General features: G+C 59.3%; 20 protein-coding genes and 1 pseudogene. 10 read left to right on the top strand and 11 right to left on the bottom strand.

The features are described from left to right. Positions 1-179 precede the first annotated feature (179 nt). The 4 genes from CRO62_RS14210 to CRO62_RS14225 are packed head-to-tail and all read right to left on the bottom strand — an operon-like array spanning position 180 to position 3,648. Positions 180-1,028, bottom strand: a complete 849-nt coding sequence (locus CRO62_RS14210; RefSeq protein WP_097100649.1) for a phosphatase PAP2 family protein — start codon at positions 1,026-1,028, stop codon at positions 180-182. Continuing rightward, positions 1,018-2,526 carry an ArnT family glycosyltransferase gene (locus CRO62_RS14215; RefSeq protein WP_179784527.1) on the bottom strand — a complete coding sequence of 503 codons (1,509 nt, stop codon included), beginning with the start codon at positions 2,524-2,526 and terminating at the stop codon, positions 1,018-1,020. Before CRO62_RS14215 ends, CRO62_RS14210 begins: the two co-directional genes overlap by 11 nt. Beyond that, positions 2,501-2,788: a lipid-A-disaccharide synthase N-terminal domain-containing protein gene (locus tag CRO62_RS14220; protein ID WP_029658792.1), complete on the bottom strand. Its 288-nt coding sequence runs from the start codon at positions 2,786-2,788 to the stop codon at positions 2,501-2,503. The genes CRO62_RS14215 and CRO62_RS14220 overlap by 26 nt, the downstream gene beginning before the upstream one ends. 20 nt (positions 2,789-2,808) lie before the next feature. After that, positions 2,809-3,648 carry a glycosyltransferase family 2 protein gene (locus tag CRO62_RS14225; protein WP_038491769.1) on the bottom strand — a complete coding sequence of 280 codons (840 nt, stop codon included), beginning with the start codon at positions 3,646-3,648 and terminating at the stop codon, positions 2,809-2,811. Positions 3,649-3,838: 190 nt separating this feature from the next. On the opposite strand from CRO62_RS14225, the gene CRO62_RS14230 reads away from it, so the two are divergent. After that, on the top strand, positions 3,839-6,106 hold the full coding sequence (locus CRO62_RS14230) for a methyl-accepting chemotaxis protein (RefSeq protein WP_097100651.1): 2,268 nt from the start codon (positions 3,839-3,841) through the stop codon (positions 6,104-6,106). Between the two features lie 143 nt (positions 6,107-6,249). On the opposite strand, the gene adh is transcribed toward CRO62_RS14230, so the two are convergent. The 3 genes from adh to CRO62_RS14245 form a co-directional block, all read right to left on the bottom strand. Next, the gene (adh, locus tag CRO62_RS14235) at positions 6,250-7,767 is read right to left on the bottom strand and encodes an aldehyde dehydrogenase (RefSeq protein ID WP_097100652.1); all 1,518 of its coding nucleotides are present in this window, start codon (positions 7,765-7,767) and stop codon (positions 6,250-6,252) included. A 173-nt stretch (positions 7,768-7,940) separates the two neighbouring features. Then, on the bottom strand, positions 7,941-8,900 hold the full coding sequence (locus CRO62_RS14240) for a helix-turn-helix domain-containing protein (protein WP_013636592.1): 960 nt from the start codon (positions 8,898-8,900) through the stop codon (positions 7,941-7,943). A 107-nt stretch (positions 8,901-9,007) separates the two neighbouring features. Further along, positions 9,008-11,092: a putative bifunctional diguanylate cyclase/phosphodiesterase gene (locus CRO62_RS14245; protein WP_097103010.1), complete on the bottom strand. Its 2,085-nt coding sequence runs from the start codon at positions 11,090-11,092 to the stop codon at positions 9,008-9,010. Between the two features lie 300 nt (positions 11,093-11,392). Here CRO62_RS14245 and CRO62_RS14250 point away from each other — a divergent pair, with 300 nt between their 5' ends. The 5 genes from CRO62_RS14250 (at position 11,393) to CRO62_RS14270 (ending at position 16,696) form a co-directional block, all read left to right on the top strand. After that, entirely contained in the window at positions 11,393-11,998 is a 606-nt protein-coding gene (locus tag CRO62_RS14250; protein WP_097100653.1) for a 50S ribosomal protein L25/general stress protein Ctc, read from the top strand. Between the two features lie 305 nt (positions 11,999-12,303). After that, positions 12,304-14,688, top strand: a complete 2,385-nt coding sequence (locus CRO62_RS14255) for a bifunctional diguanylate cyclase/phosphodiesterase (protein WP_097100654.1) — start codon at positions 12,304-12,306, stop codon at positions 14,686-14,688. 16 nt (positions 14,689-14,704) lie between these two features. Further along, positions 14,705-15,418 carry a substrate-binding periplasmic protein gene (locus tag CRO62_RS14260; RefSeq protein ID WP_097100655.1) on the top strand — a complete coding sequence of 238 codons (714 nt, stop codon included), beginning with the start codon at positions 14,705-14,707 and terminating at the stop codon, positions 15,416-15,418. Between the two features lie 102 nt (positions 15,419-15,520). Continuing rightward, the gene (gene pth / locus CRO62_RS14265) at positions 15,521-16,237 is read left to right on the top strand and encodes an aminoacyl-tRNA hydrolase (protein ID WP_097100656.1); all 717 of its coding nucleotides are present in this window, start codon (positions 15,521-15,523) and stop codon (positions 16,235-16,237) included. 6 nt (positions 16,238-16,243) lie between these two features. Continuing rightward, positions 16,244-16,696, top strand: a complete 453-nt coding sequence (locus CRO62_RS14270) for a GNAT family N-acetyltransferase (RefSeq protein WP_097100657.1) — start codon at positions 16,244-16,246, stop codon at positions 16,694-16,696. A gap of 3 nt (positions 16,697-16,699) precedes the next feature. Here the strand turns inward: CRO62_RS14270 and clpS are convergent, their stop codons facing one another. Continuing rightward, positions 16,700-17,011: an ATP-dependent Clp protease adapter ClpS gene (clpS, locus tag CRO62_RS14275; protein ID WP_003513495.1), complete on the bottom strand. Its 312-nt coding sequence runs from the start codon at positions 17,009-17,011 to the stop codon at positions 16,700-16,702. 253 nt (positions 17,012-17,264) lie between these two features. Between clpS and ychF the strand changes: the two are divergent. The 4 genes and pseudogenes from ychF (at position 17,265) to CRO62_RS14295 (ending at position 20,329) form a co-directional block, all read left to right on the top strand. Further along, positions 17,265-18,369, top strand: a pseudogene (gene ychF / locus CRO62_RS14280) (redox-regulated ATPase YchF). 323 nt (positions 18,370-18,692) lie between these two features. After that, the gene (locus CRO62_RS14285) at positions 18,693-19,166 is read left to right on the top strand and encodes a MaoC family dehydratase (RefSeq protein WP_097100658.1); all 474 of its coding nucleotides are present in this window, start codon (positions 18,693-18,695) and stop codon (positions 19,164-19,166) included. Further along, positions 19,163-19,630 carry a MaoC family dehydratase gene (locus CRO62_RS14290; protein WP_097100659.1) on the top strand — a complete coding sequence of 156 codons (468 nt, stop codon included), beginning with the start codon at positions 19,163-19,165 and terminating at the stop codon, positions 19,628-19,630. Before CRO62_RS14285 ends, CRO62_RS14290 begins: the two co-directional genes overlap by 4 nt. Before the next feature lie 63 nt (positions 19,631-19,693). Then, the gene (locus CRO62_RS14295; protein ID WP_097100660.1) at positions 19,694-20,329 is read left to right on the top strand and encodes a class I SAM-dependent methyltransferase; all 636 of its coding nucleotides are present in this window, start codon (positions 19,694-19,696) and stop codon (positions 20,327-20,329) included. Positions 20,330-20,342: 13 nt separating this feature from the next. On the opposite strand, the gene CRO62_RS14300 is transcribed toward CRO62_RS14295, so the two are convergent. The 3 genes from CRO62_RS14300 to CRO62_RS14310 form a co-directional block, all read right to left on the bottom strand. Then, entirely contained in the window at positions 20,343-20,885 is a 543-nt protein-coding gene (locus CRO62_RS14300; RefSeq protein ID WP_019565208.1) for an adenine phosphoribosyltransferase, read from the bottom strand. 90 nt (positions 20,886-20,975) lie between these two features. Then, the gene (locus CRO62_RS14305) at positions 20,976-21,368 is read right to left on the bottom strand and encodes a GFA family protein (RefSeq protein WP_097100661.1); all 393 of its coding nucleotides are present in this window, start codon (positions 21,366-21,368) and stop codon (positions 20,976-20,978) included. Positions 21,369-21,447: 79 nt separating this feature from the next. Continuing rightward, positions 21,448-22,356 (bottom strand): cytochrome c1, encoded by a 909-nt coding sequence (locus CRO62_RS14310; protein WP_097100662.1) that lies wholly within the window; start codon positions 22,354-22,356, stop codon positions 21,448-21,450. Positions 22,357-22,372: the final 16 nt, after the last annotated feature.

The following is a 22,372-nucleotide window of genomic DNA, read 5'->3' on the forward strand; positions in this document are numbered from 1 at the left end:
CCCCGGATTTATTCCGGGGTCCAGTGCGATCAAGTCTTTGATCGCGTAAGACGCTTTCTTACGGCGCATCCGCGCCGTGGCTGGATGCCGGTTAAAGATTGGCATGACGAGAAGAGGGCTTATCAACTTTGCCAGCTATCTCAGCATCCGCAGAGATCGCAGCACTCCATCTGCACCACTCAGGAAGACGCCGTGCCCGCATCCGGCGGTCGTTGGAGGCGTGTGGCGGCGGCCTTGATTTTCGGCCACCAGCGTCGAGCGCGGGTGCGAACGGCATGGCTGCCATTGCGCCAAAGGCTGATGGCATCGGCCGTAACGGCGTCGCCGGTAAACAGATGACGATGACGGGCAATTGCCAGCGCCCGGTAAAGAAACAGCGTCGTCAGTGCGGAAAACAGCACGGACATCACCACATCGCTAAGAAAATGCCCGCCAGCTGCAATACGCAGACCGGACATGAGGATGATGGCTCCGGCGGCAGTGCTGCCCATGAAAAGACGCCCGCGCCATTGCAGGCGGTTCCAGACAAGCGCGCAGAGCGGCAGGAAAAAGCTCGCTATGAGCGCCGTTTCCCCGGAGGAAAACGAACAGTTTGAATAACATTGCGTGCTGAACTGGAAAGGCGGCGTAAAAAGCTGATGTCCACCGAAATCGCTGACGCTGAACGGGCGGGCGCGGCCGATATTGGCCTTCAGCACCCCGTTTACCAGAAGCCCGGCGCAGAGCACCACAGGCCCGCAGAGAAAGGCCCAGACGCGCCAGCCCGTGCGCTGCAGCGCGCCCAGCCTGATGTTGCCGACCAGAACGATGAAGGCCAGAAGCGTGGCCAGTTCCGTTAACTCCCGCAACGTATCGCGAAACCATTCCGGAACCGGCAGGCTTCCAGCCCACAGGCGCGCTTCGGTCGAGAAGAACAGGGAAGAAAACTCGAGGTCGATGGATGGGAAGGTCGCGAACAGGATGACGAGCGCCAATGTGGCGAATGTAACCCAGATCGTGATCCGCATATGCGAAAGATCATTGTCCATCGGCAGCCCCCGGGATGCATCGTGGCGGCAGACGCCAGAGACCGATTTCCTTGCCCTCGAACGAGCCCGGCCCGGCAACCCAGGTCGATAGCGGTGCCTCGCCATTGAGACAGCCCGGCAAGCCGTCTGACCTTGAAAGATAGACGGGATTTGTCGCCTCTCCGGCTTTCAGCGGATAAAGAAGCGCATAGTGGCTGGAAGGAACGCCGGTTTCAGGCAGCGCACGCCGCAATACCTGCTTTTCGTCCCGCAGCTGATAAAAAAGCTCGGCCAGAATGGAGCGATCTGCAGCGACGATTGCATCTGCCCCCGCCTCGCGCGCCCGGGACAGGCCGGTCGACACAAGCTCCGAGCTGCCGAGATAACGCTTCATCGCCAGGTCGCCATTTGGCAAGCGCAATTCAGTTCCGGCGATCGTCATCAGCGGCAGTGCGATGGCAACGATGCCACCGAGGACAAGGCTGGAAACGGTGAGCCAACGCCGGGATGCCAGAACAGGCACTGCCAGAAGCACGCCCGCGGCATAGGCCCCCACCGCCCAGTTGGCGAGCGCCCGTGACATCAGCCCTTGCGCGGTGATCAGAAGCACGATCGGTACCGAAAGGGCGACAAGCGCCCGGGTTTCAGCGGTTTTCGCCCTGAACGTCGCGACGATCATGCCGATGAAGACGAACGGCCCGACAACACCCGCCTGCGAGAAGAAGAACTCAAGCGCCGGACCGATTTTCAGCTTAACGCCATGCCAGTTGGCATTGTCCGCCGTGTGGCGCGCGGTCATGAAATCATGCGCGGCATTCCACCAAAGATTGGGAGCGATCACGGCGGCGCAGACAACTACAGCAATACCGGCGTCACGCCAACGGATGCGCCAGCCCACGCACAGCCAGCCGGCAGCGATGAAGCACGGCAGAAAATAGATCATCGCATATTTAGACATCAGCCCGAGGCCGAAGCTGAGACCGAGCGCAATGCTCCAGAGCGTCGCGGACATACCGGCGGCGCGTGCTTCCGCAAGCTTGCGCATGCAGATCATCGACAGCACGATGAACAGCATCATCGGCGTATCGGTCGAGATCAACAGGCTGCCGAGCGTCACGGCGGGCAGCGTCAGATAGATGACGGCAGCGAGCGAAGCGAGCTTCGTGTCGTAAATCATGCGCCCGAGCGCAAGGATAGCCGCGGCCGCTATGCCATGGATGACCGGCGCGGCCAGCCGCACGTCGAAGGTGCTCTCGCCGCCGCTCAGAGTGGTGGCGGCGCGAATGATCCAGCCGATCAGCGGTGGCTTGGAATAGGCGCCGAACGCCATCTCCCGGCCCCACAGCCAATATTGCGCCTCATCAACGAAAAGATCGGTGCGGTTGAAAGCAAGCCCGAGGATGCGCAGCACGGTGACGAGCACGATTGCCGCAAGCGCAAACGTCATCCATTGGCGCTGCTCATTCGCCTGCGCGTAAGGCAGAGCTGCGGCCTCATGCATGCTGGCGGCGTTCTGCATGGATCAACCAGAGATTTCGGGCATAAATGAACAGGCCGGAGGCCTGCCCCAGAATGAAAACCGGATCGCGACGCCAGATCGCGTATAATAGCAGCACAAGGCCGCCGAAGATGGAGAAATACCAGAAGGCTACTGGAATGACCGAGCGGTTCGCCCGTTCCGACGAAATCCATTGAACCAGAAAACGCATGGTGAACAGCATCTGGCCCATGAAGCCTGTGCAGACCCAGAGAAATTCCTTCCAGCTGTTCACATGCAGCATGGACCATAAAGCCGGTGCGTTCACGGCGATGTCTCCGTTTTGAAGGTTTCGGCCCAGCTTGCCCGCTTGCGCCGGCGCAACAGCCAGGCAACGCCGATCAGGTCATGGATGCCGACAAGCGCGCGGCCGATATTGGTGTAATGGGAGTTGCCATGCAGGCGCGCCCGGTGCGTGACGTCGACATGGGCAACCTGCCAGCCGTCGCGATTGAAGAGCGCCGGAAAATAGCGGTGGTGGTGATCGAAATAGGGCAAGGCGAGATAGGCGTCGCGACGGAAAGCCTTGAGGCCGCAGCCGGTATCCCGCGTGCCGTCCTTCAATATCCGCGCCCGCAAGCCATTGGCGAAGCGGGAGGAAAGACGTTTTGCAAGCGTATCGCGCCGGCCGACGCGCTGCCCGGCCACAAGCGCAAGCCGGCTCGGCGCGTTCGTGGCAAGAAGCGGCGCAAGAAGCGCCGGCAGATTGTCCGGCGGGTTCTGGCCGTCTCCGTCAAGCATACAGACAACCGGCGCGCGCGCTGCCTGCACACCGCTGTGGATCGCAGCCGATTGCCCGCCCTGCCGGTCATGCCGCACCAGCCGCAGCATCGGATAACGCCCGGCAAGCGAAAGCGCCACATCCGCCGTGCGATCGGAAGATGCGTCGTCCACCACGATGATCTCGAACGGACCGACCGGCTGGCAGGCAGCAACGATCTCAGCGACAAGCGTTTCAACGCTCGCTTCCTCATTGTGCATGGGTACGATAACCGCGAAATCCGGGATCGATCTCAAAGGGGCTCCGTCATATCCATCCGCGGGTGTTCCGCAAACATCGTCGATAGTGGCAAGAGCAGGAGCGCGAAAAGCTTGCATGAATATGAACAGCCGTTGAACTTCGCACGGTATGCGCCCGTTCCATTGCAGTTTTATTACGGAGAATGGGCGGCCAGGGCCTTGGATTTTTTCACGGTATGCGGGAAATAATCATACAATTCCCCGCCAAGCTTAACGCGACCGTAAACAATTGTTGCGACGGTACCGCAACGTTCTTTTGGGGGGAGGAAACAGGATGCCGGGTGCAAATCCGACTGCTGTCAAAGCTAAATCATTGTCAATCAAGGCCAAATTCGCAGCGCTCGTCACGGGCGCGACGCTGGTTTCGTGCCTGGCCGTTGGGCTGCTGTCATACGAAACGGGCAAGTCCGGGCTGATCGACGCCAGCAAGATCAGGCTCGAGACGGTTGCGGGAAACCAGTCCAAGCAGCTTGATGCCTATACGCTGCGCGTCGAACAAAGCATTTCCGAGCTGTCGCAGAACGCTGCGATCGCTCAGGCGCTGGAAACCATGACCACGGTCGTACCGACGGAAAAGGATGCGATCATTCAGGCATTCCGCCGCGAGGGCGTATCCGAGGAGGAGCGCGCCTCCTTCAACGGTGAAGGTTTGCGGCTGCTCTATGCCATTCGCCATGCCACGATCAACGCGGCCATTGCCAGCGTCTGGCGCAACACCCGGGTCAGCGACATCTACGTCATCGACAAGGCAGGCCTCATTATCTATTCCGTGACCAAGGGCAAGAACTTCCTGACCAATGTGACGGAACCGCAAAACAGCGCGATCAAGGAATTGTTCGACCGCATCGAGGCCGGCAAGGACGGTGTCATCAGCACAACCGGGTTCAGCGATGGCAGCACCAATGACTCGGCCCTGATCGGCATGCCGCTCGCGGTCTCGAACTGGGGCCAGTTGCAGCGCAAGGGCGCCGTCATCATGCGCATTTCCGCAGACCGTATCGGTGCGGTGGTAACACCTGAGGAAACCGGCAAGTCCATCGACGACGCCGTTCTTCTGAGCGCTGACGGCAAATTTCGCGCGGGCGTGCTCTCCGGTGGGGCTGGTGTCGCCGTTTCCGAAAGTCTCGCGGCACTTACAGGTGCCAGCGAAGCAGGAACGGTTATGGCGAAGACCCCAGCGGGCAGCATCTTCTACGCCTATCGTCCGGTCTCCGTTTTCGGACAGAAGCATCTTCTGGCCATCGGCCAGCAGGAGAGCAAGGTGCTGGCGGCGGCCAATGATCTCGCCTTCTGGGCAACGCTTGCGACACTTGCGGTGCTTGCCGTCATGACACTCATCGGCATTTTCGTTTCCGCCAGCCTGACCAAGCCGCTGACCGGCCTTGCCGGGTTGATGGAACGTCTGAACGGTGGCGACAATAATATTGAGATCAAGGCCGTTTCCCGTGGCGACGAAATCGGCACCATGGCGCGCGCACTGGAATCCTTCCGCCAGGGCATTCTGGACAAGCAGCGCATGGAAACCGAGTCCCATCGCAAGAGCGAGGAACTGGACGAGGAACGTGCCCAGCGTGAGATGGAAAAGGCAAGAAGTGCAAAGGAGTTGGAAGAAGCCGTCGATGCGCTTGCAACCGGCCTTGCCAATCTTGCTGCGGGCAGGCTCGATCTTCGCATTGAAAAACCCTTCGTGCCGTCGCTCGACCATCTGCGCGTCGATTTCAACAACTCCATAGCGGGGCTGGATGCGACGATCTCCAGCATCGGCGAAAGCGCCAATGCCATCCGCTCCGGCTCCGGGGAGCTGAAAAGCGCATCGGAAGATCTGTCGCGGCGCACGGAACGCCAGGCGGCCGCCCTTGAAGAAGCAGCCGCCGCACTTGGAGACATGACGCAGGCCGTCAACGTTTCCCTCTCCCGCTGCGACGTCGCAGTCGGAACGACGGCGGAAACCATGCAGGACGCCCATAAATCCACCGCTGTCGTCAAAGAAGCAATCGTCGCCATGGAGCGTATCGAGACGTCGTCGTCCAAGATCCGCCAGATCATCGACGTCATCGACCAGATCGCCTTCCAGACCAATCTTCTGGCGCTGAACGCCGGGGTTGAGGCCGCCCGCGCCGGTGAGGCCGGAAAGGGTTTTGCGGTCGTGGCACAGGAAGTACGGGAACTCGCGCAGAAATCGGCGGCTGCCGCACGGGATATCACGACGCTCATCGCCACCTCTGCGGGCGATGTGGAAAGCGGCGTGGCACTGGTGCTGAAAACCGGAGAAAGCCTCGAGCAGATCCAGAAACGCATCCAGTCGGTCAACGATCAGATCGGTGAAATCGCCACAGCATCGCGCGAACAATCCGGTCGCCTCGGCGAAATCAACGCCTCCGTCAACGAACTCGATCATGTAACGCAGCAGAACGCGGCGATGGTGGAAGAAACGACGGCTGCGGCCTTCTCGCTCGCAAGCGAAGCTGATGGCCTGACCGAACAGGTGGGCCAGTTCTCCGTAGGCGCCACCCGAAACCGCGACCAGCGTTACGCGGCATAGTCCGCAGTAAAAAAAGGCCGGAGGCAACACCTCCGGCCTTTTATTTTGCTGAACTTCATCCGGGTTCCCAGGGACCGAAGCCCCTGGGAACTCGCCGGCGGCCGGAAATCAAGACGATCCGTCGCCGGCTTCCGGGGAGGAACTCAGAAGAAGCCAACCTTGTTCGGGCTGTAGGATACGAGCAGGTTCTTGGTCTGCTGGTAGTGATCGAGCATCATCTTGTGGGTCTCGCGACCGATGCCGGACTGCTTGTAACCGCCAAAGGCGGCACCGGCCGGATAGACGTGGTAGCAATTGGTCCACACACGGCCCGCTTCGATGCCGCGGCCAGCGCGATAGGCGATATTGGTATCACGGCTCCAGACGCCAGCGCCAAGACCGTAAACCGTGTCATTGGCGATTTCGAGCGCTTCTTCCACCGTCTTGAAGGTGGTGACGGAAACGACAGGACCGAAGATTTCCTCCTGGAAAACCCGCATCTTGTTGTTGCCTTCGAAGACCGTCGGCTGAATGTAGTAGCCGTCCTTAAGATCGCCCGTGAGCGTCTTGCGGTCACCGCCAGTCAGAACCTTGGCGCCTTCCTTCTTGCCGATATCCAGATAACGCATGATCTTGTCGAACTGTTCCTGCGAGGCCTGCGCACCCAGCATGGTCGACGGATTGAGCGGGTCGTCCTGGCTGATAGCCTGAACGCGCTTGATTGCCTTTTCCATAAAGCGGTCGTAGATCGATTCATGCACCAGCGCACGCGACGGGCACGTGCAGACTTCGCCCTGGTTGAGCGCGAAGAAGGCGAAACCTTCAAGCGCCTTATCAAGGAACGCGTCGTCTTCATTCATCACATCGGCAAAGAAGATGTTCGGCGACTTGCCGCCCAGTTCCAGCGTGATGTTGGTGACATTGTCGGCCGCATAACGCATGATTTCCTTGCCGACCGGGGTGGAGCCGGTGAAGGCGATCTTGGCGATGCGCTTGCTCTGCGCCAGCGGCTTGCCCGCTTCAACACCAGTACCGTTGACGATGTTGAGCACGCCCGGCGGCAGCAGGTCTTCGATAAGCTCCATCACCACCAGAATAGAAGCAGGCGTCTGTTCCGCCGGCTTCAGTACCACGCAGTTGCCGGCGGCGAGTGCCGGTGCAAGTTTCCATGCGGCCATCAGGATCGGGAAGTTCCACGGAATAATCTGGCCGACGACACCGAGAGGCTCATGGAAATGATAAGCGACCGTGTCATTGTCGATTTCACCGATCGTGCCTTCCTGCGCGCGGATGCAGCCCGCGAAATAGCGGAAATGGTCGATCGTCAGCGGAATATCCGCATTGGTGGTCTCGCGTAGCGGCTTGCCGTTATCCCAGGTTTCGGCCCGTGCGATGAGATCTAGATTGTCCTCGATGCGCTGGGCGATCTTGAGCAGGATGTTGGAACGTTCGGTAACGCTCGTCTTGCCCCACTTCTCCCGCGCCTTGTGGGCGGCATCCAGTGCGAGTTCGATATCGGCCGCATCGGAGCGCGGAACCTCACAAATCTTGTGACCCGTTACCGGCGACAGATTGTCCATATAGCGACCGGATTTCGGCTCCACCCATTTGCCGCCGATGAAATTTCCGTATTTCAGCTTGAAGGGCGCTTCGCCAGCTTTGTGCTGAACCTGAATATTCATGATTTCATCCTCCCTGATGAAAACGATCCGCGACGGACCGCATGACAGGAAGGTGGGCCTAGATGATCGTGGCGGGTAGTGGCGCCGCGTCGTTCCGCAGCGCACATTGTCTCACATCTGCGACAAACCCGCTCCGATCCCGCTGAATTGACCGGGTATCGTTTCGGATAGCCTCAATGTACGTCGAATTTCTTCATCTTGCGATGAAGCGTGGCACGGCTGATGCCGAGCAGGGACGCGGCCTGCGTGACATTACCATTGGTGCGCGACAGAACCCTGCGCAAAGCCGAACGTTCCGCCTCCTCAAGATCGGAACCGCCATCGTGACGCTGTTCCTGCAAGACATCGGCGGCGGGCAGCCCCTGCGCAATGCGATGGTCATCGAGCTTCAGCGCAAGCCGCGCCGCGCGCGTCGCCCCAAGCACGAGATCGTCCTGATCGACGGCAAGCAACGAAAGTGCCGGACTGAAACCCGTTGGCACCACGACGATGCGCGCACCGGGAAAGGCCCGGCGGAAGAGATTGCCCTCGATGCGCTGCGCCGCATCCCGCACCGCCTGCGTGACGAAAGAAAACGTCATTTCGTTGATGTCGTCGCGGCACGTGGAAATATCGAGAGCGCCCGTCACCCGGCCGGTATGGTCGCGGATCGGTGCCGTGGTGCAGCAGAGTTCCGTGTTCGATGTGAAGAAATGCTGGTCGCGATAGACCACCACCGAACGTTCGTCGGCAAGTGCCGTTCCAATACCGTTGGTTCCGACGCTCGCTTCGCTCCAGACGGCGCCGGACCAGAGACCGAGCGCCCGGAAATCACGATCGTCGCCGGCAGCACCCCGGCGCTCCAGCGCGACGCCTTGGGCGTCGGTCAAAAGCAGGCAGCAGCCGGATTTGCCGACACTGTGAAAAATGCGGTCGAGTTCATCCGTGCTTTCGGCAATCAGGCCCGCCGCACTTTCGCGTGCGCGGCGGAATTCGACGTCGGTGAGAAAGATTGGCTTGCGGTTTTCCTCCGGCGCAAGACGGTGCGTGACCATGCAGCGGCGCCATGAGGCGATGATCGGAGAACTTGCGGCTGCGGAACGTTGGCGCGCTGTTTCATACACGCGGTCCGCATGGGCGATGTCTGTCGGCATTCGCTCCTCCCAAAGCTTTTCGGCAATGGTGCGCTGGAAGCGTTCACGTTTCAACTAAAAACTTTGCGACCCGCATCCGTCAGCGCAACCGCGGGCTGCGCCTGATATCATACCGCCTTGAAATAGCGTTGGCCGGTGGTGGTGACCTCCGGCTCGTCCTCCGTCGAGAGGAACGTGTCGTCGACGAGATTGGCGATGGAGGTCAAAGGACCGGGCCTGCCGAAGAAGAAGCCCTGCACCTGCAGGCAGCCTTCGCGGCGCAGGAACTCAATATGGGCCTTGGTCTCGACACCTTCCGCAAGCACCGGAATATTGAGGCTATGCGCCAGAATGAGCGTGGAGCGAACGATCGCCTCCGACTGCACATTGGTCGACAGGCCATCGATAAAGGCCCGGTCGATCTTGATCTTGTCAAAGGGAAAGCTCTGCAGGGTCGACAGGGAGGAATAGCCCGTGCCGTAATCGTCCATGGCGATCTTGACGCCGAGCGCCTTGAGTTTGCGGATCGTGATCAGCGCGTGGCGGTGGTCGGCGATGATGCTGCCTTCGGTGATTTCAAGCTCAAGCCTCTCAGGTGCAAGCGCCGTCTCCCGAAGAATCTTCTCGACTTTCTCGGGGAAATCATTGTCCGCAAGCTGCTGCGGGGCGACATTGACGGCGATGGAAAGCGATTTTTTCCAAAGGGCAGCCTGCGCGCAGGCTTCGCGCAGAACCCATTCGCCCAATTCGACGATAAAGCCGGTCTGCTCCGCGATCGGAATGAATTCGACGGGCGAGATCATACCGCGTTCCGGATGTTTCCAGCGCAACAGCGCCTCGAAACCGACGATGCTGCCGCTCTTGGTATCGTTCTGCTGCTGGTAATAAAGCTCGAACTCGCTGTTGGCGAGACCGCTGCGCATGGCCACGGCAAGCGCGTTGCGTTCGCGTGCGGCTTCATCCATGGACTTGTCGTAAAAGCAGATCGTGTCAGAAGTCCCGCCTTTTGCCCGATACATGGCGACATCGGCCTGCGCCATCAGCGTGTCGGCGTCGATGGCGCTGGTATTGCGCACCGATATGCCCACACTTGCGCCGACCGAAAATGTCTGCCCGTTCCATTCGACCGGCCTGCTGATCTGCTCGATCAGCCGCTGGGCGAATTCTGCACCATCGGCGCGGGTATAATAGGAATGGGTCATCGCCACGAATTCATCCCCGCCCATACGCGCCAGAAACTCCCCGGCTTTCAGAACGGAACTTGCGCGGTCGGCAATGGCGCGCAGCACGGCATCGCCCGCCGCATGGCCGTGAACGTCGTTGATTTCCTTGAAGCGGTTTAGATCGATGGACAAAAGCGCCGTGTGTGCGCCCATGGAGAGATGGCGCGTGCGGCGGTTGAGATGTTCGATAAATGCCGCGCGGTTCGGAATGCCCGTCAGCGGATCGTGCAGCGAAAGATGACGATAGCGGGCGACCGCCTGCTGCGTGGACTGGGCGTCGATGACATAGGTGGAAAGCCCGAGCGCCAGCAGGAGAAGCGTCACGGCGATGGCGCCTCCACCCATGATGGCGGGCGGCAGCAGACTTTCCGAAATGACGATGCGCGGATCGAACTCGAACAACATCGAAGCCATGCCGGTGTAATGCATGGAGGCGATGGCCAGGATGAGGAACGCAACCGAGCTATATTGGCAAAACCGGTTGACCGGGCGCGCGATGCGATTGACCGCGAGCGCGCCGAATACAGCCCCGAGCACCAGCGAAGCGATGACGTAGGTCTGGTTCCAGAAAATCATGCCCTGAATCTGATAGGCAGCCATGCCGGTATAATGCATGGCCGCAATACCGAGACCGACTGTCGCACCACCCGCTTCCACCAGCGCGGTGCGTCCGCCATAGGCGGAAATGGCAAAGCCGGTTGTCGTTGTGGCAATGGCGATGAGAAGCGAAAGCCCGGTCAGATAGGGATCGTAACCCACTTCCCCGGCAGCAACATAACCCAGCATCGCCACGAAATGGGTGGTCCATATCGCCGAACCACCATTGACACCAGCCAGAAACAGCCAGTTGACCTTTTGCCAACCCCTCGCCTGACGCGCCCTCGAGAATAGACGCATCGTGACGAAGCTTCCCAGCATGCAGACGAGGACCGCTGCTGTGGTGTATCGGAAGTCATGATCGACGGTAAGGCACTGGAGAACTTTAAGCATTGTCATCTACGCAATTGGAATTCCAGGCAGCCTTATCACTTGCCAAGTTTGCAGCCGGTTTATATGAATGGATAAGCATATATTAAAAGTTGCAATGCACGAGTGAATTAGACAACTCTAATAAAATCACAGCTTAGCATCCGTAGAAAACGGCCGCTCTTGTCTTTGTCTTCCGTTTGTATTATAGCGCCCGCACCCGTGTAGACACCCTTGGAGGCAACGCGGGCGAGATGGCTTTTAGCCTCTCCAGTTCAGCGCCCGCGGGCATGAACTCTCCATATAACCTCGAAAGGAATTGCCATGAGCAAAGAATCGTATGAGCTCAAGGCCGAGGCGCGCGAACGAGTTGGTAAGGGGTCCTCTCGTGAACTTCGCCGCAACGGTTTGATTCCCGCTGTCATCTATGGTGACAAGCAGGCCCCCATTTCCATCGCTCTGTCGACCAACGAAGTAACCAAGCGTATCCACGCTGGCGGCTTCATGACGACTGTTGCGGTAATCGACGTCGACGGCAAGAAGATCAAGGTCCTGCCGAAGGACTACCAGCTTGATCCGGTCCGCGACTTCACCATGCACGTCGACTTCCTGCGCGTTTCGGGCAACACGCTCGTCAACGTTGAAGTTCCGGTTCACTTCGAAAACGAAGAAAAGTCGGACATCAAGATCGGCGGCGTTCTGAACATCGTTCGCCACACGGTGGAATTCCACTGCCCGGCCAACGACATTCCGGAATTCATCACGGTTGATCTCTCCGGTCTGAAGATCGGCGACAGCGTTCACATTTCGAATGTGAAGCTGCCGAAGAACATCACGCCTGTAATCGCTGACCGTGACTTCACGATCGCAACGATCGTTGCTCCGGCTGGCGGCGTTGCTGAAGAAGAAGCCGGCGAAGCTTCTGAATAATAATCTGCGGCCATAAGGCCAGATAGATTTGAGCTAAAAGGCCCGTTCCGTTTTCGGAACGGGCCTTTTAGTTTTTATGAACTTTAAAAGCAAAAACCTCTCGCCGCGTGCAGGATGCCGGACCCGTTTCAGCGTGAATTAACAATTCCATGAAACGATGCCCATTGCGTTATCGTGAAAACACCGGACGGGTTGAAGAAATACAGTGGGGATACAAGGCCGTTGCCGAAAACCTCAAGGATGTCTCTCCGGACGTGGCGGAAACGGGGCGCAGTTATCTGGGGTAGAGGGTACTGCAATAGAACATGGCTCATTCCGTCGAAAGTCGCTTTATCGCGATTGTTTCCGGTGCACTTCTCACAGTGGTCGCCCCGCTTTTCACCCTTTTGCTGACCCTCTCCTATCACGAGGCTATCCGTAGCCAGCGCAATCACCTTGAGATTCTGCTGTCAACCAATGCGCAGGCGCTTGCCCGCCCGCTATGGGATCTCGACGACGACACCATAAACCAGATTACCGGCACCCTCGTTTCCGACCCCGTGATCCGCATGGTCGAGGTCAAGGATACCTCTGGCCAGTTGGACATCATCCAGACGGCTGGCAGCGACATCATTCAGGATGCGGCCTCCACGACCCGCGAAGTGACCTACAAAACCACAAACGGTGTCGTCACCGTCGGGCAACTGACAGTTTATTACGACGATATCGGTCTTCTGACCTCTCTCAGCCGCACCGAACTGGCGTTCATCACAATTTTCATTCTCGCCATTCTCACCACCGTTCTTGCGGCCATCGCCGGCAACCGCTTCATGGTCATCCGTCCGCTGATGCGGCTGGCGGCAGCGATAGAAGCGACACGCCGCGTCGGCTCCCGCCACCATGTCGACTGGCGCTCGAAGGACGAGATCGGCAGGCTAGCAAAAAGCTTCAACGAAATGCAGACCCAGCTTGAAAAGGAAGAGCTGGAAATCAAGCATGCCCATGAGCGGAAGACGGAAATCTACAACCGCACGCCCGCCATGCTGTTCTCGCTTGACAGATACGACCGGATTGCCGCAGTCAGCGACTATTGGGTGCAGGCGACCGGTTATGATCGGGCCAGAATACTCGGCCTGAATTTCGCCGACCTCATCCACCCGGATGACCGGTCCTTTTTCCTGCAGCGCAAAGCGGCGCAACATTCGCCCGACGCCGCACAGGCGGGTATCACGGTGCGTTTTCATTGCATGGATGGCAGCGTTATGGACGCGCTCATCCTTGAAAAAGCCCTTGATTCCGGTAACGCACATCAGGGCACATATCTCTGCGTCATGACTGACGTGACGGAGTTGCGCCAGTCGGAAAAGCGCAACCGCCAGCAGGCTATTTCCGACCATTTGACCGGCCTCTTCAATCGCCAGGGTTTCGAGGCCATTCTCGACGTGCAGATCCGTGACGCAGACAGGAACGGCAGCGAACTGGCATGCCTTTTCATAGACCTCGACCGGTTCAAGGCCATCAACGACAATCTCGGCCATGCGGCGGGCGATGCGGTCCTGCGGGAATTCACGCTGAAAATCGAACCCCTGCTGACACCGCTGGACAGCGCATCGCGTCTGGGCGGCGACGAATTCGCCATTCTGCTTGCGGGCGACAAGGTGGAGGAGCGCGCCCAGCTGTTCTGCGAGCGGATTTGCACCATGCTGGACACACCCTTCGAGATCGAAGGCAACAGCATCCGTCTCAGCGCCAGCATCGGCATGGCGATCTACCCGCTGCATGCCGCAAGCGCGTCCGAACTTTTGCAGAATGCCGACATGGCCATGTATACCCGCAAGAGAACGGGCAAGAACGGCTCGCAGATCTTCGACAGCTCGATCATGGACCGCGCCCGCGAACATGCGGAACTGGAAAGGGATATCGCGCAGGCGCTTTCCGACAATTGGTTCGAGGCTTATTTCCAGCCGATTCAAGATCTTGCAACCGGCCAGACGGCGGGTTTCGAGGCACTGTTGCGCCTCAACCATCCGGAAAAGGGATTGCTTTCTCCCGCCACGATCATCAGCCTTGCGGAAGAAAACGGCACCATCCATCGCATTGGCAATGTCATCCTCGACCAGTCAATCGCCAATCTGGCCAGACTGTCGCACCTGCCCGGCATGGAGCAATCCTATGTGGCGGTGAATTTTTCGCCGCTGCAATTCGAACCGGGATTGCCGACCCGTATCGCCGGCGTCCTTCACCGCTACGGCATTCTTCCCAAACGGCTGATTATCGAGATAACCGAGGCAGTCATCATGAAGGACGATCCGCAAATCCGGGCGATCCTCAATGCCATTCACCAGCTGGGCTGCCGCATCGCGCTGGACGATTTCGGCACGGGTTATTCGTCGCTGAGCTATCTCAGCCGCTTTCCGGTCGACATCGTCAAGATCGATCAGTCCTTCACGCGCTCGATCTGCGACGATACGGTGGAGATAAGGCAGCGCAGCCGCATGCTGGTCGAGGGTATCGCCGCAATCTCGCACAAGATGAATTGCTCCGTCATCGCCGAAGGCGTCGAGACGGAAGAGCAGAAGGAGCTTCTGACAGTGATAGGCGCGGATTACGGACAGGGCTATTATTTTGCGCGACCACAGCCCATCGAACGGCTGATCGCCGCATTGAATGCGGATAACGGCGCAGACCGCGCCGCAGCGCGCCAAGCGTAAGCGGGTGGGAGCAGCCATGGGATTGATCCGCTTTTGTCTGATCTTTCTTGCTCTTGCCGGCCCGGCCAGCGCAGCCAAGCTTTTCCTGACCACCGAGGTTTACCCACCTTATAATCTGCAAAACGACGACGGCAGCGTGGCGGGCGTTTATATCGACCAGCTCAAGATCGTGCTTGAGGATACCGGCACGGATTACGAGGTTGCCGTCATGCCCTGGGCGCGGGCAATCGCATTGGCCACTACCCAGGCCATGCATTGCGTCTTTGCCACGGCGCGAACGTCCGAACGGGAAAAACTATTCAAATGGGTCTCGCCGATCCATAGCGACCGCAACATCCTCGTGGCGCGCCAGAATGCGGATATCAACGTCTCCAGTCTGGAAGACGCCAGGAAATACCGGGTCGGCACCCAGCGTGGCGACTACACCGAGGTCCTTCTTGGCAACCTCGGTTTCGAGCATGTGGATGTCGGCGCTGATTTCCAGATCACGCTTCACAAGCTGAAAGCAGGCCGCATCGACCTGATGCCCATGTCGGAAAGCACCTTCAAAAGCCAACCCCCAGGCACGTTCAGGGAAGTGATAACGCTGGCGCGGCAACAGCTGGGTCTTGCCTGCAACAAAAGCGTTCCAGACGAGGTCATTGCAAAATTGCAGGCGCGGCTGGACAGGCTGATCGCCGATGGAACGCAACAGCGCATATTCGACCGCTACAAACTCGTCAGCCCTTGAGCGCCCGCTCGCCACATCCAAAAAATCCATAAAAAGATTGACAGCCGGAACATTTCGGGGTGGTGACAACAGCATCGTCAGGCAAAAACGCGGACATGCCCCATGAAGATCATCGCAGGCCTTGGTAACCCCGGCGCCCAATATGCGGGAAACCGTCACAACATCGGCTTCATGGCCGTGGATACGCTGCAGCGCCTGCCTTCCTTCTCGCCCTGGGCGCGGAAATTCAAGGCGGAGATTTCCGAAGGCGAAATCGGCGGTGAGAAGGTTCTGCTGATGAAGCCCCTCACCTACATGAACCTGTCGGGTGAATCCGTCGGCGAGGCCATGCGTTTCTTCAAGCTTGCACCGGCAGACATTATCGTCATCCATGATGAGCTCGATTTGCTTGCAGGCCGCGCGCGCATCAAGACCGGCGGCGGCCATGGCGGCCACAACGGCCTGAAATCGATCGACGCCCATTGCGGCAAGGAATACCGCCGCCTGCGCCTCGGCATCGGCCATCCCGGCGACAAGGAGCGGGTGCATGGCCACGTTCTCGGTGATTTCGCCAAGACCGACCGGGTCTGGCTCGATCCGCTGCTGGACGCCATTGCCGACAACGCCGCCATGCTGGTGAAATCAGAGGATTCGCAGCTGATGAACAAGCTGGCGCTTGCCACCGGCAGCAAGCCGGAAACGGAAAAACCGGCCAAGGCGGCCAAGCCCGCCGCGCAATCCCACATCCATCAGGCGCGCAACAACGCCCAACCGAAAAAACTGCCGGAAACCGGGCCGATGGCGGAGATGCTGAAGCGGATGTTCGGCAAGAAGGATTGAGCGCAGATGTCTTCAGAGACCATGAGCCTTCGCGAAGCTGGCCCCGACGATCTGCCGAAACTGCTCGAACTTTACCAGGCGCTGAACCCTTCGGACCCGCAACTGACGGCGCAAGAGGCAAGCACGGTTTTCGCCGCCATGCTCGGCCAACCCGGCCTCACCGTGTTCTTCGCCATGGAAGACCATGAACCCGTTGCAACCGCCACGCTTCTCGTCATCCCGAACCTGACGCGCGCTGCCCGTCCCTATGCCTTCATCGAAAATGTGGTGACGCTGGAAACCCGTCGCGGCCGGGGATATGGCCGCGCAGTCATGCGCCACGCCATCGAGACCGCCTTTGCCGCAAATTGCTACAAGGTGATGCTGCTGACCGGCCGGCAGTGTCCTGAGGTGCATGCCTTCTACGAAAGCTGCGGCTTCATTCAGAACAAGACGGGTTTCCAGATCCGGCGGGATTGAGCATCACTCCTCCGGCTCGGTGGTGAACATCAGCGGAAATCCGGCCTCCTTGCCAAGATCGTTCGCCTCCTTGGCCTTGGTCTCGGCAATGTCGCGCTCGCAGACAACGACGACCGCGCTTCCGAAGCGATGCGCCGTCATCATCACCCGGTGGCCGGTGTCCTCGCCCATGTGGAAGACGACCTTCAACACCAGGGTGACGAAGTCGCGCGGCGTATAGTCGTCATTCAGCAGAATGACCTTGTAGAGCTTAGGCCGCTCCAGCTTCGGTTTGACTTTCGGTTTCGGTTTGAGATCAACAGGACTGTCACTCATCATTGTCGCCCGTGATTGTCACTCAATTGTAGCCCAGGGGCAAAATCCCCGTTGATGACGAAAGATCGGTTGCTCGACCGGCGCATATTGCGCCGCAACCGCTGCATCGACAACCCCGGCCCCACACTCGCGCTAAATTCCTCGCCATTCGCGGGGCTTTGCCCGCCCAAATCGGCCCCCGGGCTTGACCTTGCCCTGCCCTTTCCGCAAAAGGCTCCTCAACGAATTCTTTCAAACGGACAGGTTTCAAGCCATGGGCTTCAAATGCGGTATCGTCGGGCTGCCGAATGTCGGCAAGTCCACCCTCTTCAACGCGCTGACGAAAACGGCGGCCGCGCAGGCCGCCAACTATCCCTTCTGCACCATCGAGCCCAACACCGGCGAGGTTGCCGTGCCGGACCCCCGCATGCAGCAGCTCGCGGCCATTGCCGGATCGAAGGAAATCATTCCGACCCGTATTTCCTTCGTGGACATTGCCGGCCCTGGTGCGCGGCGCATCGAAGGGTGAAGGTCTCGGCAACAAGTTCCTCGCCAATATCCGCGAAGTCGATGCCGTCGTGCATGTGCTGCGCTGCTTCGAGGACGACGACATCACCCATGTGGAAGGCCGCATCAATCCGGTTGGCGATGCCGACACGATCGAGACGGAACTGATGCTCGCCGACCTCGAAAGCCTGGAACGCCGCGTCGAGCAGACACGCAAGCGCGCCACCAGCAAGGACAAGGAATCCTTGGCCCAACTGCCGGTGATGGAAGCCGTAATTGCCCTGCTCAACGACGGAAAACCAGCACGTCTGCTTTTGAAGACACTGGCGGACGAGGAAATCGAAATCCTCAAGGGCCTCAATCTCCTGACGTCGCACCCGGTGCTTTATGTCTGCAACGTCTCGGAAGCCGACGCATCCACCGGCAACGAGCACACCGCGGCTGTCGCGGAGATGGCAAAGCAACAGGGCGCCGAATGCGTGATCATCTCGGCGGCGATCGAGGCCGAAGTCGCGCAGCTTCCGGCCGATGAAGCCGAAGAATTCCTCTCGGCCCTCGGGCTTACCGAAGCCGGTCTAGACCGGTTGATCCGCGCCGGCTATCACCTGCTAGACCTCATTACCTATTTCACCGTCGGCCCGAAGGAAACGCGCGCCTGGACGATCGTGCGCGGCACCAAAGCGCCCGCTGCCGCCGGCGTCATCCATACCGATTTCGAACGCGGCTTCATCCGCGCCTTCACCATCGCCTATGACGACTACATCGCCTACAAGGGCGAAGTTGGTGCGAAGGAAGCCGGCAAGGGGCGCGACGAAGGTAAGGAATATGTCGTCCAGGACGGCGACGTGATCCACTTCCGCTTTAATACCTGATCTGGTCTTGAGCGCGGCGGCGGTCAGATCGCGTCTTTTGACGCGCTGACCGAAGTGACACAGACCTTGTGGCTTATGTCTTCTCCCCGCCGGGGAGAAGGTGGCCCGGAGGATCGGATGAGGGGGCAACGCTGGCGAATCTCGCGACCCTTGCTCCCTCATCCCGCTGTCGCGACCTTCTCTCCTCGGGGAGAAGGCGCCATGCCGCACTGGCTCTCTCAATAGCACCTCCCTACGCCGCAACCGCGCTCTCGATTTGACCTTTACGTAAAGGGAAAAATCATTTTAGATGCCGGTGACATCGACTAGGCAAGGAGGAAGCCATGGCGCCGGTCGCGACATATGCCTATGAGGATTTTTCCGTTGGACGGGAATTTCCCCTGGGACCGCAATCGATTTCTGCAGCACAAATCATCGAATTCGCCAGCGAATTTGACCCCCAGCCCATGCATCTGTCCGAAGAGGCTGGCCGCCAGAGCATTCTCGGCGGGCTGGCGGCATCCGGCTGGCACACCTGCGCCCTGCTGATGCGAATGATGGCGGAGAGCTATATCAGCGATTCGACATCGCAGGGCAGCCCCGGCATCGATTATGTCGACTGGAAAAAGCCGGTTCTTGCGGGTGATACGCTTTCGGGAAAATCCATCGTTCTGGAACAGCGCACCTCCGGCTCACGCCCCGGCATCGGCCTCGTGAAGTTTCGCCACGAGCTTTATAACCAGCGCGGCGTTCTGGTATCGCACGGCGAAAACACCGTGATGTTCCTGATGCGTGCGGACGGAGGCCTTGCGGCATGAGACTGGCAGAACTTTCCCCGATCGGCGAACGCGTCACCCTCGACACATTGCATTTTTCCGCCGAAGACATCGTCCGTTTCGCCCGCGATTTCGATCCGCAGCCCTTTCATCTCGATGCCGAAGCGGCGAAAAACAGCGTCTTCGGCGCGCTCTGCGCTTCCGGCTGGCACACTGGCGCCGGCTGGATGAAATGTTTCCTTTCCCATTGGGGCGAGGAAGTGAAGAGGCTGAAACAACTTGGCCTTGAGCCGCCGAAACTCGGCCCCTCCCCCGGCTTTCGTGAACTCAAATGGAAAAAGCCGGTTTTCGCCGGAGACGACGTTACCTATTTCGTCACCTTGCTCGATGCCCGACCGCTGGAATCAAGAGCCGGGGTTTGGCTGAACACCACCTTCAACGAGGGCGTGAACCAGTCCGGAGAAACCGTGCTGACCTTCCAGAGCGGGGTTCTGGAGTTCGAATAGCGGCTGGCCGAGATAGCCCGCGCGCGATACCCTCGGAATCGGCGTCGCGGCGGGAAGGCAAGAATGAACGATATCCTACAGGGTTATGCTGAAGCGGCAACGCCGGACCTGATTGCCAGGTTCGATGGACTGGATTGCCGGGAAATCTACGCACCGGTCATCGATCTGTTGCCGGTCACACCGGCCCGCGTCGCGGATATTGGCAGCGGCACCGGTCGCGATGCCGCCTGGTTTGCCGAATGCGGCCATGATGTTCTGGCGATAGAGCCGGTCAAGGAACTGCGTGAACCCGGAAAGAGATTGCACCTCTCGCACAAGATAACCTGGCTTGACGACTGTTTGCCTGATCTGGTGAAAGCGCGCCGCCACGGCCCGTTCGATCTGGTTACACTGTGCGGCGTCTGGCACCATATCGATGACGAGGCACGGCAGACCGCCATGGAAAGCCTCTCGGAGATGACGGCAGCGGGCGGATTGCTGATCATGTCCCTGCGTCACGGCCCCGCACCCGAAGGCCGCCGTGCTTTTCCCATTTCACCAGCGGAAACGACGGGCAATGCAGCCCGTCTGGGGTTCACGTTGATCCGACAGGTAGAAGTTGCCTCCATTCAAGCGGGCAATCGCGCCATGGGCGTCCACTGGACATGGATCGCACTACGAAAGACCGGACAAAACACCGGCCTGTCGCAACATTCCTAACCGGAAACCGGCCTCAATGGCCTGAAAACTCCACCAGTGTCCGCACTTCGACACCGAGGTCTTCCAGCTTCCTGCGGCCGCCGAGATCGGGCAGATCAATGACGAAGCAGGCGGAAACGATTTCCGCGCCCATCTGCCGCAAGAGCTTGACCGCGCCTTCGGCGGTGCCGCCGGTCGCGATCAGGTCGTCGACCAGAATGACTTTTTCGCCCGGCTGCACGGCGTCCACATGCATTTCCATCTCGTCAACGCCGTATTCAAGGCTGTAGGCCACGCGCACGGTGGTGTGCGGCAGCTTGCCTTTCTTGCGGATAGGCACGAAACCGGCGGAAAGCTGGTGCGCCACCGCTCCGCCCAGAATGAAGCCGCGCGCTTCCATGCCGGCGATCTTGTCGATCTTCGTTCCCGCATAGGGCTGCACAAGCTCGTCCACGGCACGGCGGAAAGCGCGCGGATTGCCAAGCAGAGTCGTGATGTCCCTGAAGATGATGCCCGGCTTCGGATAGTCGGGAATGGAGCGGATGGCAGCGGAAAGCTCCGAAGCGATAACGGTCATGGTATTTCCAGTTAGATTGGGAAATGGATCAGAAGGTTCGGGCCACCCTATCAACTTGGTGGCTGCGGACCAACTAAAAAGGACCGCCGCTCATTCCTGCCCCGACATTCCCTCGATCCGCGCCCAGACAGGGCATACATCCGCGAAGGAATGCGACAGAGGCCGTAGCGCCTCATCGTTCCTGTCATCGAAGGAACCGGAAACGAGGGCGACAGTCGGCGCATCGTCGATGGCGCCAAGCGTGCTGCCGCAGATCGCGCAGAAAGCCCGGCTGGAATAATCGGAGGACCGGAACACCGAAGGTGTACCGCCCTCTCCCGTCCAGCTGACCGCTTCGCTGGGGAATTCCACCCAGGCAAGACTGGATGCGCCGGAATGCCGCTGGCAGATGTCGCAGGAGCAACTGTGCGGATTGCCGGGTTCACCCGTGGCCTCGAAACGGACGAAACCGCACAGGCAACCACCGCTCCGGACTTTCACCATTTCTCATCCTCCTTCGAAACATGAAAAGGCCCCCAGGGCAAGACCATGGGGGCCAATGATTGCAGGCATTTGAAGCCGGTCAATGTTCCTTGTTGGCGTAGACCGATTTCTTGGTCAGATAGATCAGCGCCGTGAAGATGAACAGGAACACCATGACCATGAAGCCGGTGCGCTTGCGTGCTTCCAGATGCGGTTCTGCGGCCCACATCAGGAAAGCGGACACGTCCTTGGAATATTGATCAACCGTCTGCGGTGCACCGTCGTCATAGGTCACCTGATCGGCACTGATCGGCGGCGCCATCTTTAAGGAAGTGGCGCCAACGAAGTACGGGTTAAAGTGCGTGCCTTCCGACACCGTGTAATCCGAACCATCCGGGTTTTTTATGCCGGCCGGCGGTTCCTGATAGCCGGTCAGCAGCGCATGGATATAATCCGGGCCGCCTTCCTGGTAACCACCAATGATCGGGATCATGTCGATGATGAATTGCGGGAAACCGCGCTCCACGCCGCGCGCCTTGGCAAGAAGCGACATGTCAGGCGGTGCGGCGCCACCATTGGCGGCAGCCGCCGCTTCGTGGTTCGGGAATGGCGAAGGGAAATGATCGGAAGGCACGGCCTTGCGATTAAACATTTCGCCGTCGGCGTTCGGCCCGTCCTGCACTTCATATTCCGCAGCGAAAGCCTTCACCTGCTCTTCCGAATAACCGAGATCTCCCAGCGTGCGGAAGGAAACAAGGCTCATCGAATGGCAGGCAGAGCAGACTTCCTTGTATACCTTCAGGCCGCGCTGCAACTGGCCCTTGTCATATTTGCCGAAGGGACCGGCAAAAGACCAGCTCTGTTCCTCGGGCTTGATGATCGGAAAGTGATTGCCGGCGATCGCATGTTCGGTCTTGGCGGCAAGATCATGGCTCTCCTCCGCCGCAAAAGCGGCGGCGGAACAGCCGATGGCGGCGATAAGCGCGATGCTCGTGAGAAGCGTCTTCATTGTCGTCATCCTTCCT

The sequence above is a fragment of the Rhizobium sp. AN6A genome (assembly GCF_900215635.1).
GTDB classification, from domain to species: Bacteria; Pseudomonadota; Alphaproteobacteria; order Rhizobiales; family Rhizobiaceae; genus Agrobacterium; species Agrobacterium tumefaciens.

Bases quoted from the DNA above. Each gene is read 5' to 3' on its own strand.
- CRO62_RS14210 (WP_097100649.1), bottom strand. From the start codon at position 1,028: ATGGACAATGATCTTTCGCATATGCGGATCACGATCTGGGTTACATTC.
- CRO62_RS14215 (WP_179784527.1), bottom strand. From the start codon at position 2,526: ATGCAGAACGCCGCCAGCATGCATGAGGCCGCAGCTCTGCCTTACGCG.
- CRO62_RS14220 (WP_029658792.1), bottom strand. From the start codon at position 2,788: ATGCTGCATGTGAACAGCTGGAAGGAATTTCTCTGGGTCTGCACAGGC.
- CRO62_RS14230 (WP_097100651.1), top strand. From the start codon at position 3,839: ATGCCGGGTGCAAATCCGACTGCTGTCAAAGCTAAATCATTGTCAATC.
- adh (WP_097100652.1), bottom strand. From the start codon at position 7,767: ATGAATATTCAGGTTCAGCACAAAGCTGGCGAAGCGCCCTTCAAGCTG.
- CRO62_RS14240 (WP_013636592.1), bottom strand. From the start codon at position 8,900: ATGCCGACAGACATCGCCCATGCGGACCGCGTGTATGAAACAGCGCGC.
- CRO62_RS14245 (WP_097103010.1), bottom strand. From the start codon at position 11,092: ATGCTTAAAGTTCTCCAGTGCCTTACCGTCGATCATGACTTCCGATAC.
- CRO62_RS14250 (WP_097100653.1), top strand. From the start codon at position 11,393: ATGAGCAAAGAATCGTATGAGCTCAAGGCCGAGGCGCGCGAACGAGTT.
- CRO62_RS14255 (WP_097100654.1), top strand. From the start codon at position 12,304: ATGGCTCATTCCGTCGAAAGTCGCTTTATCGCGATTGTTTCCGGTGCA.
- CRO62_RS14260 (WP_097100655.1), top strand. From the start codon at position 14,705: ATGGGATTGATCCGCTTTTGTCTGATCTTTCTTGCTCTTGCCGGCCCG.
- pth (WP_097100656.1), top strand. From the start codon at position 15,521: ATGAAGATCATCGCAGGCCTTGGTAACCCCGGCGCCCAATATGCGGGA.
- CRO62_RS14270 (WP_097100657.1), top strand. From the start codon at position 16,244: ATGTCTTCAGAGACCATGAGCCTTCGCGAAGCTGGCCCCGACGATCTG.
- clpS (WP_003513495.1), bottom strand. From the start codon at position 17,011: ATGAGTGACAGTCCTGTTGATCTCAAACCGAAACCGAAAGTCAAACCG.
- CRO62_RS14285 (WP_097100658.1), top strand. From the start codon at position 18,693: ATGGCGCCGGTCGCGACATATGCCTATGAGGATTTTTCCGTTGGACGG.
- CRO62_RS14290 (WP_097100659.1), top strand. From the start codon at position 19,163: ATGAGACTGGCAGAACTTTCCCCGATCGGCGAACGCGTCACCCTCGAC.
- CRO62_RS14295 (WP_097100660.1), top strand. From the start codon at position 19,694: ATGAACGATATCCTACAGGGTTATGCTGAAGCGGCAACGCCGGACCTG.
- CRO62_RS14300 (WP_019565208.1), bottom strand. From the start codon at position 20,885: ATGACCGTTATCGCTTCGGAGCTTTCCGCTGCCATCCGCTCCATTCCC.
- CRO62_RS14305 (WP_097100661.1), bottom strand. From the start codon at position 21,368: ATGGTGAAAGTCCGGAGCGGTGGTTGCCTGTGCGGTTTCGTCCGTTTC.
- CRO62_RS14310 (WP_097100662.1), bottom strand. From the start codon at position 22,356: ATGAAGACGCTTCTCACGAGCATCGCGCTTATCGCCGCCATCGGCTGT.